Source organism: Siphonobacter sp. BAB-5385 (genome assembly GCF_002261125.1).
Classification (GTDB): domain Bacteria; phylum Bacteroidota; class Bacteroidia; order Cytophagales; family Spirosomataceae; genus Siphonobacter.
Map to the genome: position 1 here is coordinate 60,618 of NZ_NMPS01000050.1, position 16,678 is coordinate 77,295.

The following is a 16,678-nucleotide window of genomic DNA, read 5'->3' on the forward strand; positions in this document are numbered from 1 at the left end:
AAAGGGTTGCATGGACTCGGATTCAGGCAGGCACAAAATCATAGGAAAATGAAAAACCCACTCCCCCTGCCCGGTCCTATCACCAACCCTCATTGCTTTACACTTTGCCATCAAAAGTTACTGATTTCCAATGGGTTTCAAAACAATACCACTATCAATCGACGTGATTATATCAAAATTAAACGTTACTAAAACGTTATAAAAACTAATAAATCAAAACTGAATGTAATTGCTACGTATCAGAATTGATCGTTGAAAGCCCATTGTAAAAAGGCTGGCATTACGGCTCCCCACGTTTCCGGATTATGCTGTCCGCCCTCTACTTCCAGATAAATAAAATCCGTTTCCCGTATATACCCCTTCCTTTCCAGTTCATACATTAGATCATACGTATCGTCAATGGCATCAATGATACCATTGTTATTTCGATCGTCCTTTTCATCATCGGTTCCCGCTTCAAACCAGAATTTTAGAGCGGGTTTCCCAATCGTGTTTCGGATCTGAACGTGCATGATCCGGTCATTGGCATCATCGTAGCCTTCGTCATACGCCCGACTTCGCCACCAGAGTGCTCCCGAGAAAACGCCCACCTTCGAGAATACGTCCGCATGATTCCAGCACACATCCAGAGCTGAAAGTCCACCCAGTGAGAAGCCCGCATACACCCGGCTCTCCCGCTCTTTTCGAACGCGAAAGTGCGTTTCAACGTACGGCACCAGTTCATGGAGTACAAATTGGGTATGAGCACCTGCCCGATCACCCCTCCCCTTGTAGTCGGGCTGGTAAGCGGTTCCGTATTCCGAAAGCCGCCGTTCATTCGCATGGATGCCCACGACCAGCAAACCGGGCATTTGATTTTTCTGGTATAACTTTTCTAGGGTCTCCTGAAGCCGCAACCGTTCAAAATCCTGCCCGTCATTGAGGTACAGGGTGGCGTACAGCTGGGTAGACGATTTATAATCCGGGGGGAGCAAAAACGTCAGGGAAACTGGTCGCTCCAAGGAATGGGAAGTTAGCGTTACCGCATGACTCGTGACAGTGAATAGATGCAAGGGCGTAGAATTAAAATCAGTCGACGTGCTTTTCCGCTGGAAATCAGTACACGGCGGGTAAAAATGGGTAAGTTACGAGTTATTTCAAGACCGAACAAGTGCAGTAAACCAAATTAAATTTTACTCAAACTTGATTTACTTCTTTATTGGAGGCAAAACAAGCTTAAAAACCCATTAATTATTTGGATTCTTTAAAAATCGAAATAATCTTGTAGGCTCTAACTTCATCAGCTAGTGAACGAACAGTACATTAAGTATTACTCGCATTCTCTCCATCGGGATATTGAGTTATTGGTGTTTGGACATTGGGGCTATCCGGTTTTAGTATTTCCGACCAGCCAGCATCGTTACTATGAAGCGAAAGATGTGCAATTGGTAGAATCCGCCCGCTCGCTCATTGAAGCCGGTAAAATCAAGTTATACTGCGTCGATACGATTGATTCGGATTCCTGGTACGCCCGGCATTTACACCCTTCGGACCGGGTCTATCAGGCTAGTTTGTACGACCGTTTTCTGAACGAAGAACTGATTCCCTGGATGCAACACGAAAACCATACGCCTACCGTCGCCGTGAGTGGATGTAGTTTCGGTGGTTTTCATGCGGCCAACGTGGCGTTTCGCCATCCCGAGAAAGTCTCGCATCTCTTTACGATGGGAGCCGCTTTTGACATTCGAAATTTCATGGACGGCTATTACGATGACAACGTCTATTTCAATAATCCACCCGATTATCTGCCCCATTCCCATGACGCAAACCTGTGGCGGATGCAGATTATTTTGGGTACCTGTATCTCCGATTTTTGCCGGCCTTCTACCGAGCATCTTTCGCAAATTCTGAGTACCAAACAAATTCCACACTGGCTCGACGTGCGGTGGCACGGTACCCACGACTGGCCCATCTGGCGGGAAATGTTTCCCGAATACCTCGCAAAAATTTAAACCCTTTAGCATCCGTACTAACGGACCCCAACCACTCCCTTTTCTTATGAAAAAAATCGGTATTCTCCACGGTATGGAAAACACCTTCCCGGCGGCTTTTGTGGAACGAGTTAATCTGATCGCCCCCGAAGGAATTAGGGCTGAGCCCGTCAGCGTTGGGAAAGTAGTACAGGGTGAAGCCAGTGAGTATGCCGTGATTGTTGATCGGATTTCACAGGATGTCCCTTTTTATCGTTCGTACCTGAAAAATGTGGCTCTCACGGGTACTATTGTTATCAATAATCCTTTCTGGTGGAGTGCGGACGAGAAGTTTTTTAATAACGCTCTGGCTACCAAAATTGGCGTTCCGGTGCCGAATACGGTATTGCTGCCCTCGAAAGTACGACCCGACGACACGCAGGAAACTTCATTCCGAAATCTGGCCATGATGCCCTGGGAGGAGATTTACCAGTACATCGGATTTCCGGCCTTCATGAAGCCGCACGCGGGCGGTGGCTGGAAAAATGTCTATAAAGTAGATAATCCGGACCAACTCTTCCAGGCCTATGATGAAACGGGTCAGTTGGTCATGCTTCTGCAGGAAGCCATTGATTTCGAATCGTACTATCGTTGTTATTGCATTGGCGGCAAGCATGTCCGAATCATGCCTTATGAGCCCCGTAACCCGCATCACCTCCGCTACGCCGCAGATTTCCCGGAAAACCCGGCGTTAATGAAAACGATGGAAGACTACGTCCTTCGTCTCAACCGGGCATTGGGTTACGACTTCAATACGGTCGAATTTGCCGTGCGGGATGGTATACCTATTGCCATCGACTTCTGCAATCCGGCTCCCGATGCCGATGTGTATTCGGTAGGAGAAACCAACTTTGAGTGGGTGGTAGAAACGGCCGCAGCTTATGCCATCGAACGGGCACTCACTTATGAAGAAGGCAAACTCAATTTAACCTGGGGCGATTTCACCAAAGCCGGCGTAACGAATCAGCCGCTGACGAGTTTTTAGGGGAGGTTTGAGGAGTTTAAGCGGGTTTAAGGTTTGAAATTAGATTTAAAGTTTGAAGCACATTTGATGGTTTGAAACTGCCTGTGTATGAATCTTTTCAAACCTTGAACGTTCATCAAACCATTTCAAACTTTAACCTCCTCAAACCCACTCAAATTTACCCCAGTCCACCTCTGTATCATTCCAATTCCTCAGCCCTTATGCCCGTATTTACCCTTGGCATTGAAGAAGAGTTTCAAACCATAGATCCCGAAACCCGCGAACTTCGCTCGCACATGAGCAAGATTGTGGACGGTGGAAAAATTATCCTGCAGGAACGGGTCAAGGCAGAAATGCACCAGGCCGTTGTGGAAGTGGGTACGAACATCTGTACCAACATTCAGGAAGCCCGCGAGGAAGTCACGTACTTACGCCGGGAAATCATGGAGCTGGCCGACAAGCAGAATCTGCGGATTGCGGCGGCGGGTACGCACCCTTTCTCTGATTGGGTGGATCAGCTCATTACGCCCAATCCCCGGTACGACCAGCTTATCAGCGAAATGCGGGATGTTGCCCGTTCCAACCTCATTTTTGGCCTGCACGTGCACGTCGGCATACCGAGCCGCAACGAAGGACTGGAAATCATGAATGCCGTCCGGTATTTTCTTCCGCACGTCTATGCCTTAAGTACCAACTCGCCCTTCTGGTGCGGACGTGACACGGGCTTCAAAAGCTACCGTTCCAAGGTATTCGACAAGTTCCCGCGTACGGGTATTCCCGAGTTTTTCAATACCGCCAACGAATACGACGAGTACATCAACTTACTGGTCAAGACTAATTGTATTGACGACGGGAAGAAAATCTGGTGGGACATTCGCCTGCATCCGCATTTCGATACGGTTGAGTTTCGCATCTGTGACATTCCCATGCGGGTGGATGAAACCATTTGTTTGGCGGCTCTCATGCAGGCTCTGGTGGTGAAAATTTACAAATTGATGCGGCAGAATCTGAACTTCCGGCTTTACCGCAAGGCTCTTATCAGTGAAAACAAATGGCGGGCTGCCCGGTACGGAATTTCGGGTAAACTGATTGATTTCGGCCGTCAGGAAGAAGTACCTTACGAAACGCTCGCTCAGGAATTAATGGAGTTTGTGGACGACGTACTCGATGAACTCGGCAGTCGCAAAGAGGTGGAATACATCAATACGATTTTGAAGATGGGTACGGGAGCCGACCGGCAGTTGGCCGTCTGGGAACGGACGCAAGACCTTAAAAGTGTAGTGGATTACATCGTCGAAGAAACCCGGCACGGGATTCGATAAAAGGCTGTGTTTTTGCGAACGTATACCGATCTTTACCTTTTATTTTTCAGCTTTTTGAACCACAAAAAGTGATAAGTCATTAACTACGAGTAGATTAACTTGGTTTTATGAAGCAGATACGGTTGGCCATTCTGGATTTATATAATGGTGTTCCTAATGAAGGAATGCGATGTATTCAGCAATTAGTACAGGAATTTTCGGAGGAAATTGGCGGCTGCGTCGTGCAAATTTTTGACGTTCGGCAGCAAGGTGAGTTACCCGCTCTGGCCGATTTTGACATTTTCATCTCGACGGGCGGGCCTGGAAATCCACTCGAAACGGGTGATTGGGGTACGGCTTATTTCGATCTGATTGATCAGATTTTTGAACACAACAAAACGCAGACTGCCAAGAAATTTTTACTGCTTATCTGTCACTCGTTCCAGATGGTGAGTCATCACCTGGGCATTGGTACGGTAACGCGTCGCAAATCGACCAGCTTCGGTACATTCCCAATTCATAAAACGGCCAATGGCTACGACGAGCCGTACCTGGAATTACTCCCTGATCCCTTCTGGGCCGTGGATTCGCGGGATTACCAGATCATCAATGCCAACTTTTCCCGTATTGATGCCATCGGAGCAAAAGTACTTTGCCGGGAAAAAATTCGTCCGCACGTGCCGCTGGAACGGGCGATTATGGCGGTACGGTTTTCACGCGAAGTATTCGGTACGCAGTTTCACCCCGAAGCTGATGCCGTGGGGATGTTACGCTACTTCCAGCAGCCCGAGAAACAGAAACAGGTCATTGATGAGCACGGTTACGAGAAGTACCAGAACATGGTCGATCACCTCAACGATCCGGATAAAATTCTGCTGACGGAATCGGTTATTATTCCGACGTTTTTGCGGGATGCCTACCATAAACTGGCTGCTAACTAATCCCCTACCGCACTCTTTATCCATTCGCTATGATTTCAACGATTCGTCGGAGTTATAATGCCGCTTTTTCGGAAGAAAAGTACCAGGAATTTCTGGATTCGATTCACCAGGACTGGCCCAACCAACTGGAATTCCGTCTGGCCGAAACGCCCGTATTTGTTCCGGCTTCCTTACGCGAAAAGCTCGTTACGGCCTGCGAATCGTTTATTGATACCATCACCGCTCCGGATTTCAAAGCAAAGACCGAGGCGGCCATTCCACCGGATCAGCGGGTTCCTAATGAAAATGAACATACGCATTTCCTGGCGATTGACTTTGCCGTATGCAAAGATGAAAACGGCGAATTAGTACCCCAACTGATTGAATTGCAGGGCTTCCCTTCGCTGTTTGCGTTTCAGGGCTATTTACCGGAGAAGTTTAAAGAGCACTTTTCGATCCCGGACTCGCTGATCTGGAATTTCGGCGGGTACGATTTCGAGGCTTATGTAACGAAACTTAAAGACCTCATTCTGGACGGCGAAGATCCCGCTCACTGCGTTCTGCTGGAAATCTTTCCGGAAAAACAGAAAACCCGCGTGGATTTTGCCGTTACGGAAAAGCTACTGGGAATCCGGTCGGTTTGCTTTACCAAGATTCAAAAAGAAGGTCGAACGCTTTATTACGACCGGGATGGGGTCAAAACACCGATTCGCCGGATGTACAACCGACTGATTTTTGATGATCTGTTGCACTATCCAGACATGCCGGTATCCTATCAACTGACGGACGACGTAGATGTCACCTGGGTGGGGCATCCCAACTGGTTTTTCCGGATTTCGAAATACATTCTTCCCCTGCTGAATTCTCCGTACGTACCTCAGGCACGGTACGTGAGCGATTTTCAGGGTCAGTTTCCCGAAAATCTGGATGATTACGTACTCAAACCCCTGTTCAGTTTCGCGGGGATGGGCGTCAATCTACATCCAACGGCCGAATTGCTAGCTGCTCTTCCTGATCCGGAACATTACATTCTCCAGAAAAAAGTGAAGTACGAGCCCGTCATTGAGGCTCCCGACGGTGGGGTGAAGTGTGAAATCCGGATGTTGTATGTTTGGCCCGATCAGGCGAAACGGCCCGAGTTACTCACGAGTTTAAGCCGCCTGAGTCGCGGCGAAATGATTGGCGTTCGCTTCAACCAGAATTTTACCTGGGTAGGCGGAACGGCCTGCTTTTTTGAACCCTAACGCGGGTTTTGTGATTACCTTTTTATGCATCAACGACAGCTTTTCTTAAATCACCTGGCCCAAACGTCGGATTTTCCGCTGGCTCTGGAAATCGAAAAAGCCGAAGGAATCTGGTTATACAGTCCCGACGGAAAGGCGTATATGGATTTGATTTCCGGCATCGGTGTTTCCAACGTCGGTCATCGGCATCCGAAAGTGGTTCAGGCCATCAAACATCAGGTGGATCATTACCTGCATACGCTGGTTTATGGCGAATATGTACAGGCTCCGCAAGTCTTACTGGCTCAGGCTCTGGTCGAAACGCTAGCCGCTTACCGTACGCCTTCGGGCTACGCGATTGACAATGTGTACCTGACTAACTCGGGTACGGAAGCCGTAGAAGGAGCCATGAAACTGGCGAAGCGGTTCACCGGTCGTACCGAAATCATTTCCTGTTTTAATGCGTATCACGGTTCTACGCAGGGAGCCCTGAGTCTGGCGGGAGCCGACTTTTTCAAACGTCAGTTCCGCCCTTTACTCCCTGATATCCGGCATATTCACCACGGCGTACTGGCTGATCTGGCGTACATTACTTCCTGTACTGCAGCCGTTGTCATTGAAGTCATTTCTGCTGAGTCGGGTATTCGCGTTCCTTCGCAGGAGTACCTGCAAGCCTTACGCGATCGCTGTACCGAAACGGGTACGCTCCTAATTTTCGACGAGATACAAACGGGTTTCGGTCGTACGGGTTCCTTCTGGGCGTTCGAACAATTTGGTGTTGTACCCGACGTTCTGCTGTCAGCCAAAGGAATGGGCGGCGGTATGCCCATTGGAGCATTCATGGCTCCGCAGCCGCTCATGGCCGTCTTTAAGAATAATCCTATTCTGGGACATATTACTACGTTTGGCGGACATCCCGTCAGTGCGGCGGCTTCACTGGCTACACTTCGAACCATTCAGGAAGAAAACCTGTGTGCATCCGTAGCGGCTAAAGCCGAACTCTTCAAAAAGTATCTGGTACATCCCCGAATCAAGGAAATCCGGAATCAGGGTTTGATGATGGCCGTGGAATTTGCCGATTTCGGCGAACTGAAAGCCATTATCGATCACGGAATCGAAAACGGAGTAGTTACCGACTGGTTTTTGTTCTGCGACAACTCCATGCGAATCGCTCCTCCCTTGACGATTACGGAAGACGAAATTCGTCAGGCCTGTGATGTGATTCTGCGGGCGATAGAGGCACTCTAAGCAGATCAATTACTAGATAAACGAATGACCCGAAAGCCTGTAAACTTTCGGGTCATTCGTTTATCTACCAACAAAAAAGGTTTGAGAACCAATCGCTCAAACCTTTTTCAAACGAACTCAAACTTTATATTATAATTGAGCAGCCAGTTTCTGAGCCAGTACGGGTTTGGGTACTGCTCCAACTACTTTATCAACGAGTTCTCCGTTTTTGAAAATCATCAGCGTAGGGATGCTACGGATTCCAAATTTAGAGGGCGTCGTGCTGTTAGCGTCTACGTCCATTTTCGCTACTACGGCTTTGCTTCGTACTCGCCGGCTAATTCTTCCACTACGGGTCCGATCATTTTGCAAGGTCCGCACCATTCAGCCCAGAAATCTACTAAAACGGGTTTATCAGAGTTGATAAGTTGCTCAAAATTAGAGTCGGTCGCCTCAATTGTCTTGTGTGCCATTTCCTTAATATATTAAAAATGCTTAGATGATTCGAAGGTTAAAACGGATTCGCTTCGTGAAAGTTCAACCAATGCCTAGAAACTTGCTCCGCTTGTCGCTCTCGTACAGAGATAGAACAAGGCCATTTAAAAATTAATTCACTAGAAGAGAAGATATTCCTTCGGTTTGTTTCCACTCAAAAATCTTTCTTTCGAATTAATTTCAAGCCTTATTCGTCGGTACTTTCTCCAAAAATAAGATTGAGAAAATCCAGATAGGGCTTTAAGATCAAACAGCTTTCTTCCACCTTCTGGGTAAAAGTAGGAGATAGCACTTCCTGATCGGTAAAGGAATGCGAAAAAAATAACTGCGTCCGACGAAGTAGCTCAATTTCAGGGTGATCTTTTGGATAGCCTTTCGGAGCGGTTTTCAGGGAGGTTCCTTCAGGTTCGCCAAAATGGGCTTTAAAAGCGGGAGCCTCAATAATGCCTTTGATTTCTTGGGGATTGTAATCAATTTCCTGACGAAATTTGGCTAACTGCGAAGGCGTTGATTCCCACATGCCTCCACCCAAAAACGATTTGCCGGGGGCTATATGCAGGTAATAATCCATCTTGGACGATTTACGTCCACCTTCACCAAAGCTGGCCGCCAGCCAGGTTTTATAGGGTGATTTATCGGGTGAAAAACGTACGTCGCGGGCAATCCGGTAATTGCAGTCCTGTACGCGGATGCCCGCCAGGTTTTCGAACCGACCAATGCGATAAATCAGATCCTGGACGGTTACTTCAAAATTTGATTTAACTCCCTCCCATTGTTTTTTGTGGTCCTGAAACCACTCACGCGTATTGTTTTGAGCTAATTCTTTTAAAAATTTCAGGGTCGAAGCCGGAATCTGGGGCATAATGAAGGAGTGTTTTGGGATTTGAATGGCCTGGTTTGTTTAAAGTTTGATAACGTTTGAAAAGGGGTTGAGGTTCGTAGAGATAGAAATGACCAGCCTTCTCAGCGGGCCGACAAACGGACCTGCTGCTATCTTAATAAGATAGCTCATGCCTAACATAAGCTTATTCAGATCCTCAAAAAACAAATCCAATTGCCTAGCCCTCTACCCCTGGTCTTTCGAAAAAGAACAAACATCCCGGTACTTATTTTTGATTGCGGATCGTAGATTGCAGTTTTGCAGTAAAATTAGAAAGCTCTTTTTACGGGCAAACGTCACAATCAATCCTTTCATTTCTGATGGCTCGCATCCTTACGGGTATCCAAAGTTCCGGACTTCCTCACCTGGGAAATATTCTGGGTGCTATTCTCCCTTCGATTGAACTCTCGCAGGAACCGGCCAATGAATCTTTCTTTTTCATTGCCGATTTACACTCGCTGACTTCACTGAAAGACGGTGCAGCCCGTCGCCAATATACGTACGCCATCGCTGCCGCCTGGCTGGCCTGTGGCTTTGATACGGAGAAAAATGTCTTTTTCCGGCAATCACGAATCCCTGAACATACGGAACTAGCCTGGTATCTGGAGTGCTTCACGCCCTACCCAATGCTGGCCAATGCTCACTCGTTTAAAGACAAATCGGAAAACCTCTCCGACGTAAACTCAGGGCTGTTCGTTTATCCGGTCTTGCAGGCCGCCGACATCGTCCTGTACGATGCCGAGCTGGTACCCGTGGGTAAAGACCAGCGACAACACCTGGAAATGTCGCGGGATATTGCCTCTTCGTTTAACCATCGCTACGGGGATATTCTCGTTTTACCCGAAGCCCGGATCAGCGAGAAAGTCATGACGATTCCGGGTACGGACGGTCGGAAAATGTCGAAGTCCTACAACAACTACATCAACATTTTTCTGCCCGAAAAAGAGCTTCGCAAATCCGTCATGAGTATCGTAACGGATTCGACGCCACTCGAAGAACCCAAGAAAACGGAAGGCGATACAACGTTCACCTTGTACTCGCTCCTGGCGACGCCCGAAGAAACCGAACAAATGCGTCAAAATTACGCCGGTGGCAATTACGGCTACGGTCACGCCAAACAGGCCTTGTACGAACTGATTCTGAAACGCTTTGCTACCGAGCGGGAGCGTTTCTCCTATTACATGCAAAATCCCGAAGAGCTGGAAAAAGCTCTAAGCATGGGGGAAGAAAAAGCCAAGGTTATTGCCCAGCAAACCATCAAGCGGGTTCGGGAAGTACTGGGTTTTTAAATCCTAGTACTTCCAGGCATCCCTTCTTCGTTCACTTCCCGAAGGCAACGCCGCTTTCGGGAAGTTTGTTTATCCGTCTGATCAACGCCCCTTATGCTTAACCAACTCGATACGGAATTATTTCTGGCCCTTAACGGAGCCCACGCCACCTGGCTCGATCACGCCATGTACTGGATTTCCGATCAGGAGTTCTGGTACCCTTTCTACGCGTTGATTTTAGCCTGGCTTTTCTGGCGTTTCAAAAAGAAAGCCATCGGCGTGGTACTCGCCTGCGTAGCGACCATTGCCTTAGGAGATCAGTTTACCAGCAGCGTACTCAAGCCCTGGGTGGCCCGGCTGCGGCCCTGTCACGAACCTTCTATTGAGCGAATGGTTCACGTCGTGTGGGAATGCGGCGGCCAGTACGGGTTCGCTTCCAGTCACGCCGCCAATACGTTTGGTTTTGTAATGGTTCTGACGATCCTGTTTGGCAAAGAACATCCCTGGATTAAATGGCTGTTTGTTTGGGCAGCTCTCGTCTCGTACAGCCGCATTTACGTGGGGGCCCACTACCCGCTCGACGTACTGACCGGAGCCGCCGTAGGCATACTTTTTGCTTTTCTGGTTACGTTGATTTATAAAAAACTCTCCGTTCAACGATGAAAATGCTGCTTACAGGCCTTTTGTACTTTTCCGTTCTGCTCTCGGCATGGGCCGCCGATATTGAAGGGGTCTGGTTCAATGAAGAAAAAACCTCAAAAATTCAGATTTACAAGCAGGGGGACCAGTACTTCGGAAAGATCATCTGGATTAAGGAAGTACAGGCTAATCAGCCTAAAAAGGATGTCAATAATCCCGACGAGAAACTACGCAGTCGACCGTTGATGGGAATGGTTATTCTCTCTAATTTCAAATCTGATGGCGAAAAAGTCTGGTCGGGTGGAAAAATCTATGATCCCCGAAACGGAAAAACTTACTCCTGCAAAATCACCAAAGTTTCGGATCGCGAGTTAGCCGTTCGCGGCTACATCGGTACACCCATGTTAGGCCGTACCACAACCTTCACAAAAGCCGAATAATTGGCTTTTCCATCCCTCGACCGGTTGACTAAAAACAAGCTTTTTTTAAGTCAACCGGTTTTTTCGTTCGTTTTTTTTCTACCTTTGCGGCTCAATTTCCAAGGAGACCGATGGCTTCCAATCCGGTAAAAATTTTCTCAGGCAGTTCCAGTCAATATCTAGCCCAAAAAATTGCCCGTTTCTACGGCAAAGATTTGGGAACCGTCACCGTGCAACGTTTTGCCGACGGTGAAATGTCCCCGAGTTTCGACGAATCCATTCGGGGTTGCGATGTATTTCTCATCCAGAGCACGTTCACACCAGCCGAAAACCTGATGGAACTGTTGCTGATGATCGACGCGGCCCGCCGGGCTTCCGCTCACTACGTAACCGTAGTGATTCCGTACTTCGGCTATTCTCGCCAGGACCGGAAAGACAAGCCACGGGTTTCCATCGGTTCCAAGCTGGTGGCCAACCTGCTGACAGCGGCCGGAGCCGATCGTCTGATTACGATGGATTTACACGCGGGACAAATTCAGGGATTCTTTGATTTTCCGGTGGATCATCTGGAAGGAGCATCCATTTTCGTTCCGTACATCCGCTCGAAAAATCTGGATAATCTGGTCTTTGCTTCTCCCGACGTAGGGGGCGTAGCCCGGACCCGGAAATTCGCCAGTTTCTTCCCCGGATCGAACCTGGTAATCGTGGATAAGTTCCGGAAGAAAGCCAACGAAATTGCTTCCATGCAATTGATTGGCGACGTTACGGATGCCAACGTCATTTTAGTCGATGATTTAATTGATACGGGAGGCACCATTTGCAAGGCAGCTCAGCTGTTACTCGACAAAGGAGCCAAATCCGTACGGGCCATCTGTTCTCACCCGGTGATGAGCGGAAAAGCTCACGACAATATTTACAATTCCGTACTCGAAGAGCTGATCGTTTCGGATACCATTCCTCAGAAACAGGACAACCCCAAAGTAACGGTATTGTCAGTGGCCGAGCTATTTGCCAAAGCCATTGGACGCATTCGTGATCACGAATCAATCAGTTCCCTTTTTATTCATTACTAACGTGGTTTCGGGTTCGCCCGGAGCTTTTTATTACCAAACACAATGAAAAAACTCGAGATTGTAGGGTTTAAAAGAGCGAATCTCGGCAAGAAAGAATCGAAAGATCTTCGGGCCGAAGGACTAATCCCATCGGTATTATACGGAGGTGGCGAGCAAATTCACTTCTCTGCTCCTACCATTCTGTTCCGTGATCTTTTGTACACGCCCGATGCGTACGAAGTAACGTTGAACATCGAAGGTGAAATTCGCAAAGCCATTCTTCAGGACACGCAATTCCACCCCGTTAACGATGCACTGCTGCACGCTGACTTCCTGGAAATCACGGACAAGCCTATCAAGGTAAACGTTCCCGTGAAATTCGTAGGTAACTCTCCAGGGGTTATCAAAGGGGGTAAACTGGTTCAGAAACTCCGTAAAATTACGCTGCGTGGTCAGGCTGAAAACATCCCTGATTTCGTAGAAGTAAGCATCGAAGGACTTGACTTGGGTAAATCCGTACGGGTTGCCGAAGTAAACGTTGAAAACGTTGAAATCCTGAACGCGAGAAGTCTTCCTATCGCTACGATCGATATCCCTCGTTCACTGCGTGGAAAATAGTCTTTTCAGACTTTCTGCTGAAAAAGCCCGGCTTCGGTCGGGCTTTTTTTATGGCTAAAATTTCAAAATCGGCATTCGCTCTAATCGTGCCAAATCCGTGTAACTTCACGTTTTCGTTTCTTCTCTTACAAACCTACCTTTTATGAAACACCTTCGTACCTTACTGGTATGGCTGTTACCCCTGTTGGCTCAGGCTCAGAACGCCGACTCTACCTGGTACCGCAACAACTACACCAAGCTGGAGCAGTACATTCCGATGCGAGATGGGACTCGCCTCTTCACTTCCATTTACCTGCCGAAAGATCAGTCCGAGAAACATCCCATCCTCATGACCCGGACGCCTTACTCCTGTGCCCCCTACGGTGCGGATGTGTATCGGCCTTTTTACGTCAACCATTACAAAGAGTACCTGAAAGAAGGATATATCATGGTGATTCAGGACGTACGGGGTCGCTGGATGAGCGAGAGCGTTTTTGAGGATGTTCGGCCTTTTAATCCCAGCAAAAAAGCTAAAACCGACGTTGACGAAGCCAGTGATACCTACGATACCATCGACTGGCTCGTCAAAAACCTGCCCAACAACAACCAGAAAGTAGGCGTATTTGGTATTTCGTATCCCGGCTTTTACTCGACGATGGCCGCCCTTAGTAATCATCCGGCCCTCAAGGCAGCCAGCCCGCAGGCTCCGGTAACGGATTGGTTCTTAGGTGACGATTTTCACCACAACGGAGCCTTTATGCTCATGGATGCCTTCAACTTTTACGTCGCCCGGGGTTTCGGTTATCCGCACCCTAAACCCACCAGCGTCGGACCGAAAGGCATGACCCTGCCTACGGACGATAGCTACGACTTTTTCCTGCGGACAGGAGCCTTGCCGAATTTCACAAAGATGGCTGGCGACAGCGTACGTTTCTGGAATGAAATGATGCAGCATCCTAATATGGATGCCTGGTGGAAAGCCCGTAACGTTCGCAATTTCGCGGATAAAGTACCCGCGGGCATTGCGACACTGGTCGTCGGAGGCCTGTTCGACGCCGAAGATTGCTTTGGTGCCTGGACCACCTATCAGGCCATCGAGAAGAAAGCCAAAAATGACAATAAGATCATCATGGGTCCCTGGTTCCACGGCCAGTGGGCAGGTCGCGGCAGCGATGGTTCTTCCCTGGGGAACGTGCAGTTTGGTAGTGCTACCAGTACGTATTACGCCGAAAAAGTAGAAGTACCCTTCTTTAATTACTACCTGAAAGGCAAAGGTTCGGTCGCTTCGTTCAAGGAAGCTACGATTTTCTTTACCGGAGAAAACCAGTGGCAAACCTTCGATGTATGGCCTCCCAAGGGCATTACCGAAACGCCGCTGTACCTCCAGGCGAACGGCAAACTGAGCTTTAAACAGCCGAACGCTCCCGGTACCTTTACCGAATACGTAAGTGATCCGGCGAAACCCGTTCCCTACGCAGAAGGGGTGAAAAGCTCCCGTACGCGGGAATATATGACGGACGATCAGCGATTTGCCGCCATTCGCCCCGATGTTCTGGTATTCAAGACGGATGAACTCACCGAAGACGTTACGCTGGCGGGTACGCTCCTGGCCGACTTACAAGTTGCTCTGAGCAGTACAGATGCTGATTTCGTGGTAAAACTCATCGACGTATTTCCCGACGATTTCCAGTACACCAATAAAGATTCCTACATTATGAATGGCTACCAAATGCTGGTACGCGGTGAAGTGATGCGGGGTCGTTTCCGGAAGAGTTTCGAGAAGCCGGAAGCCTTTGTACCCAATGAAGTAACGCAGGTGAAATACGCCTTGCCCGACGTGGCTCATACCTTCAAAAAAGGCCACCGGATCATGGTACAGATTCAAAGTAGCTGGTTCCCACTGGTGGATCGCAATCCGCAGAAGTTTGTGGACATCTATCAGGCCAAGGATTCTGACTTTCAAAAGGCAAACATCAAAGTATTTCATAACAGTACGGCTGCCAGTCAAATTCTGCTGCCGATCCTGAAGAAATAGTTTCGCGTTAGCACCAAGAAAAAGCGATGGTTGTATCAACCATCGGCTTTTTCTTGGTGTTTCTACCAGCCATCGTTCTGTCGCAAATTGGGATTCGCATCCAGCTGTGACTGCGGAATCGGATAAATTTCAAACTTGGTACTGTACGGAGCCAGTACACTGTTGATGATCTGCCGGGGCGTGATGGCGTCCATTTCTTCCTTCAGCGTTCCCCAACGACGGATGTCGTAGACGGTGGTAAATTCTCCCGTTAGTTCCAGTCGTCGTTCCCGACGAACCGCTTGCCTCAGGGAAGCCACATCACTGGCTCGTACTAAGGTCGCTTTGGCCCGGCTTCGTACACGGTTTAAGAGTGGCAAAGCCTGAGCGGGTTTTCCTGTTTCGACGTAGGCTTCCGCCAAACCAAGCAGTACGTCCGAGAACCGCAGTTCAATCAAATCCGAGCTGTAGCCCTGGGCGGGTGATCCTTCCGGGCGAGCGACCCGGGCCAGTTTTCCATACGCCACGCCACATTCAAAATTGCTTTGCAGGAAAATCTCGCCCGTACGTTTCACCCGGTAATGCCAGGTTTGCGGGTCATAAATGATACTGTCGCCCGGCTGAGCCCCACCATTGGCAATGCCCCGAAATACGTAGCGATCGACCAGCGTAAAGTCCCGCCGGGTATCGGTTTTTTCGTAGAGTTTATAGAAATCGTAGGTATAGCCAAAACTCGTTTGTTCATCGCCATTCACTAATCCTCGCGGAAAAAGATTAAATGGAAAGATGTTCCCGTTCGGATTCGAGGAATTGATGAAATAACCGAAGGACAGGACCAGCTCCTTGTTGCGTTCATTTTCCAGTGAGAACACGTCCCGAAAATCGTCCATAAGCCCGAAGTTGTACTTCGTTTCGTTTTCCGCCCCTACCACGTCCTGAAATTTCTCGGCAGCCCGCTGATAGTATTCCGTTTTATTCAGGGGTCGGCCCGCCATCTGCAAATAGACTTTACCCAGCATGGCCTTGGCCGTACCCGCCGAAACACGGCCCAGGTTTTCACCCGTCCACTGATCGGGAAGGTTATTTTCTGCGAACGTCAGATCCTCAACAATAGCGGCGTAAATTTCTTCCGTGGTTGCTTTCGGAGCATAAATCAGATCCCGGTCGTTGAGCGAAACAATCTGACGCAGCAACAAGGGAACGTTGCCGAAATCCCGCACCAGATTGAAGTACGCATAGCCGCGTAAGAAGCGGGCCTCGGCGATGTAGGGAGTTGCCAGGGTGTCGTTAGTTACTGCCCGACGGGCATTATCAATCACGATGTTAGCCCGGTACACTACCTTGTACATGCGGCTCCACACGGCATCAAAAGCACCCGCCGAAGGTAAATGTCCATAGCGATAGAAAGGGTCGCCACCGGGACCGAGAATACCGCCCGTGGTGTACCGTTGTCCGGCTTCACTTAGAATAAAGCGACTCCAAACGTCTGCATAGTTGGCCGAAGTCCAGATTTGGTACACGCCGAGCGTCGCCTTACTCAGGCCCTCTTCGTCGCTGAATACCTGATCTTCGGAAAGCGATGAAAAGGGTTCTTCCTTCAGATTATCCCGACAGGCCACCAGCCCGAAGGTGAGCAGGCTTAAAGCAAAGACTATTGATTTCATAGGTTG

15 protein-coding genes and 1 pseudogene are annotated in these 16,678 nt (G+C 48.8%); 12 read left to right on the forward strand and 4 right to left on the reverse strand.

Annotated features, from left to right (window positions below; genetic code table 11):
* Positions 1-239: 239 nt before the first annotated feature.
* Positions 240-1,001: an esterase family protein gene (locus BWI93_RS04930; RefSeq protein ID WP_255157731.1), complete on the reverse strand. Its 762-nt coding sequence runs from the start codon at positions 999-1,001 to the stop codon at positions 240-242.
* 285 nt (positions 1,002-1,286) lie between these two features.
* Between BWI93_RS04930 and BWI93_RS04935 the strand changes: the two genes are divergently transcribed.
* The 6 genes from BWI93_RS04935 to BWI93_RS04960 all read left to right on the forward strand — a co-directional run bounded on the left by BWI93_RS04935 (position 1,287) and on the right by BWI93_RS04960 (position 7,665).
* The gene (locus BWI93_RS04935) at positions 1,287-1,991 is read left to right on the forward strand and encodes an esterase family protein (RefSeq protein ID WP_094809035.1); all 705 of its coding nucleotides are present in this window, start codon (positions 1,287-1,289) and stop codon (positions 1,989-1,991) included.
* Between the two features lie 46 nt (positions 1,992-2,037).
* Entirely contained in the window at positions 2,038-2,994 is a 957-nt protein-coding gene (locus tag BWI93_RS04940; protein WP_094809036.1) for a RimK family alpha-L-glutamate ligase, read from the forward strand.
* Positions 2,995-3,194: 200 nt separating this feature from the next.
* The gene (locus BWI93_RS04945; RefSeq protein WP_094809058.1) at positions 3,195-4,295 is read left to right on the forward strand and encodes a carboxylate-amine ligase; all 1,101 of its coding nucleotides are present in this window, start codon (positions 3,195-3,197) and stop codon (positions 4,293-4,295) included.
* A gap of 107 nt (positions 4,296-4,402) precedes the next feature.
* The gene (locus tag BWI93_RS04950) at positions 4,403-5,215 is read left to right on the forward strand and encodes a type 1 glutamine amidotransferase (protein WP_094809037.1); all 813 of its coding nucleotides are present in this window, start codon (positions 4,403-4,405) and stop codon (positions 5,213-5,215) included.
* Between the two features lie 29 nt (positions 5,216-5,244).
* The gene (locus BWI93_RS04955) at positions 5,245-6,438 is read left to right on the forward strand and encodes a hypothetical protein (RefSeq protein WP_094809038.1); all 1,194 of its coding nucleotides are present in this window, start codon (positions 5,245-5,247) and stop codon (positions 6,436-6,438) included.
* 24 nt (positions 6,439-6,462) lie between these two features.
* Positions 6,463-7,665, forward strand: coding sequence for an aspartate aminotransferase family protein (locus BWI93_RS04960; RefSeq protein ID WP_094809039.1), 1,203 nt, complete (start codon positions 6,463-6,465; stop codon positions 7,663-7,665).
* A gap of 129 nt (positions 7,666-7,794) precedes the next feature.
* On the opposite strand, the pseudogene trxA reads toward BWI93_RS04960, so the two are convergent.
* Both trxA and BWI93_RS04970 read right to left on the reverse strand, forming a co-directional pair.
* A pseudogene (gene trxA / locus BWI93_RS04965) lies at positions 7,795-8,117 on the reverse strand (thioredoxin).
* A gap of 209 nt (positions 8,118-8,326) precedes the next feature.
* Positions 8,327-9,001, reverse strand: a complete 675-nt coding sequence (locus BWI93_RS04970; RefSeq protein WP_176454136.1) for a DUF2461 domain-containing protein — start codon at positions 8,999-9,001, stop codon at positions 8,327-8,329.
* A 338-nt stretch (positions 9,002-9,339) separates the two neighbouring features.
* Between BWI93_RS04970 and trpS the strand changes: the two genes are divergently transcribed.
* The 6 genes from trpS (at position 9,340) to BWI93_RS05000 (ending at position 15,029) form a co-directional block, all read left to right on the forward strand.
* Positions 9,340-10,308 (forward strand): tryptophan--tRNA ligase, encoded by a 969-nt coding sequence (trpS, locus tag BWI93_RS04975; RefSeq protein ID WP_094809040.1) that lies wholly within the window; start codon positions 9,340-9,342, stop codon positions 10,306-10,308.
* A gap of 93 nt (positions 10,309-10,401) precedes the next feature.
* Positions 10,402-10,950: a phosphatase PAP2 family protein gene (locus tag BWI93_RS04980; protein ID WP_094809041.1), complete on the forward strand. Its 549-nt coding sequence runs from the start codon at positions 10,402-10,404 to the stop codon at positions 10,948-10,950.
* The gene (locus BWI93_RS04985; protein ID WP_233207741.1) at positions 10,947-11,366 is read left to right on the forward strand and encodes a DUF2147 domain-containing protein; all 420 of its coding nucleotides are present in this window, start codon (positions 10,947-10,949) and stop codon (positions 11,364-11,366) included. Before BWI93_RS04980 ends, BWI93_RS04985 begins: the two co-directional genes overlap by 4 nt.
* Before the next feature lie 110 nt (positions 11,367-11,476).
* The gene (locus BWI93_RS04990) at positions 11,477-12,418 is read left to right on the forward strand and encodes a ribose-phosphate pyrophosphokinase (protein ID WP_094809042.1); all 942 of its coding nucleotides are present in this window, start codon (positions 11,477-11,479) and stop codon (positions 12,416-12,418) included.
* A gap of 42 nt (positions 12,419-12,460) precedes the next feature.
* Entirely contained in the window at positions 12,461-13,015 is a 555-nt protein-coding gene (locus BWI93_RS04995) for a 50S ribosomal protein L25/general stress protein Ctc (protein ID WP_094809043.1), read from the forward strand.
* Between the two features lie 142 nt (positions 13,016-13,157).
* Positions 13,158-15,029: a CocE/NonD family hydrolase gene (locus BWI93_RS05000; protein ID WP_094809044.1), complete on the forward strand. Its 1,872-nt coding sequence runs from the start codon at positions 13,158-13,160 to the stop codon at positions 15,027-15,029.
* A gap of 62 nt (positions 15,030-15,091) precedes the next feature.
* Here the strand turns inward: BWI93_RS05000 and BWI93_RS05005 are convergent, their stop codons facing one another.
* Positions 15,092-16,672, reverse strand: a complete 1,581-nt coding sequence (locus tag BWI93_RS05005) for a RagB/SusD family nutrient uptake outer membrane protein (protein WP_094809045.1) — start codon at positions 16,670-16,672, stop codon at positions 15,092-15,094.
* Positions 16,673-16,678 lie beyond the last annotated feature (6 nt).

Coding starts and splice junctions, on each gene's coding strand:
- BWI93_RS04940 (WP_094809036.1), top strand. CDS start 2,038: ATGAAAAAAATCGGTATTCTCCACGGTATGGAAAACACCTTCCCGGCG.
- BWI93_RS04945 (WP_094809058.1), top strand. CDS start 3,195: ATGCCCGTATTTACCCTTGGCATTGAAGAAGAGTTTCAAACCATAGAT.
- BWI93_RS04950 (WP_094809037.1), top strand. CDS start 4,403: ATGAAGCAGATACGGTTGGCCATTCTGGATTTATATAATGGTGTTCCT.
- BWI93_RS04955 (WP_094809038.1), top strand. CDS start 5,245: ATGATTTCAACGATTCGTCGGAGTTATAATGCCGCTTTTTCGGAAGAA.
- BWI93_RS04960 (WP_094809039.1), top strand. CDS start 6,463: ATGCATCAACGACAGCTTTTCTTAAATCACCTGGCCCAAACGTCGGAT.
- BWI93_RS04970 (WP_176454136.1), bottom strand. CDS start 9,001: ATGCCCCAGATTCCGGCTTCGACCCTGAAATTTTTAAAAGAATTAGCT.
- trpS (WP_094809040.1), top strand. CDS start 9,340: ATGGCTCGCATCCTTACGGGTATCCAAAGTTCCGGACTTCCTCACCTG.
- BWI93_RS04980 (WP_094809041.1), top strand. CDS start 10,402: ATGCTTAACCAACTCGATACGGAATTATTTCTGGCCCTTAACGGAGCC.
- BWI93_RS04985 (WP_233207741.1), top strand. CDS start 10,947: ATGAAAATGCTGCTTACAGGCCTTTTGTACTTTTCCGTTCTGCTCTCG.
- BWI93_RS04990 (WP_094809042.1), top strand. CDS start 11,477: ATGGCTTCCAATCCGGTAAAAATTTTCTCAGGCAGTTCCAGTCAATAT.
- BWI93_RS04995 (WP_094809043.1), top strand. CDS start 12,461: ATGAAAAAACTCGAGATTGTAGGGTTTAAAAGAGCGAATCTCGGCAAG.
- BWI93_RS05000 (WP_094809044.1), top strand. CDS start 13,158: ATGAAACACCTTCGTACCTTACTGGTATGGCTGTTACCCCTGTTGGCT.
- BWI93_RS05005 (WP_094809045.1), bottom strand. CDS start 16,672: ATGAAATCAATAGTCTTTGCTTTAAGCCTGCTCACCTTCGGGCTGGTG.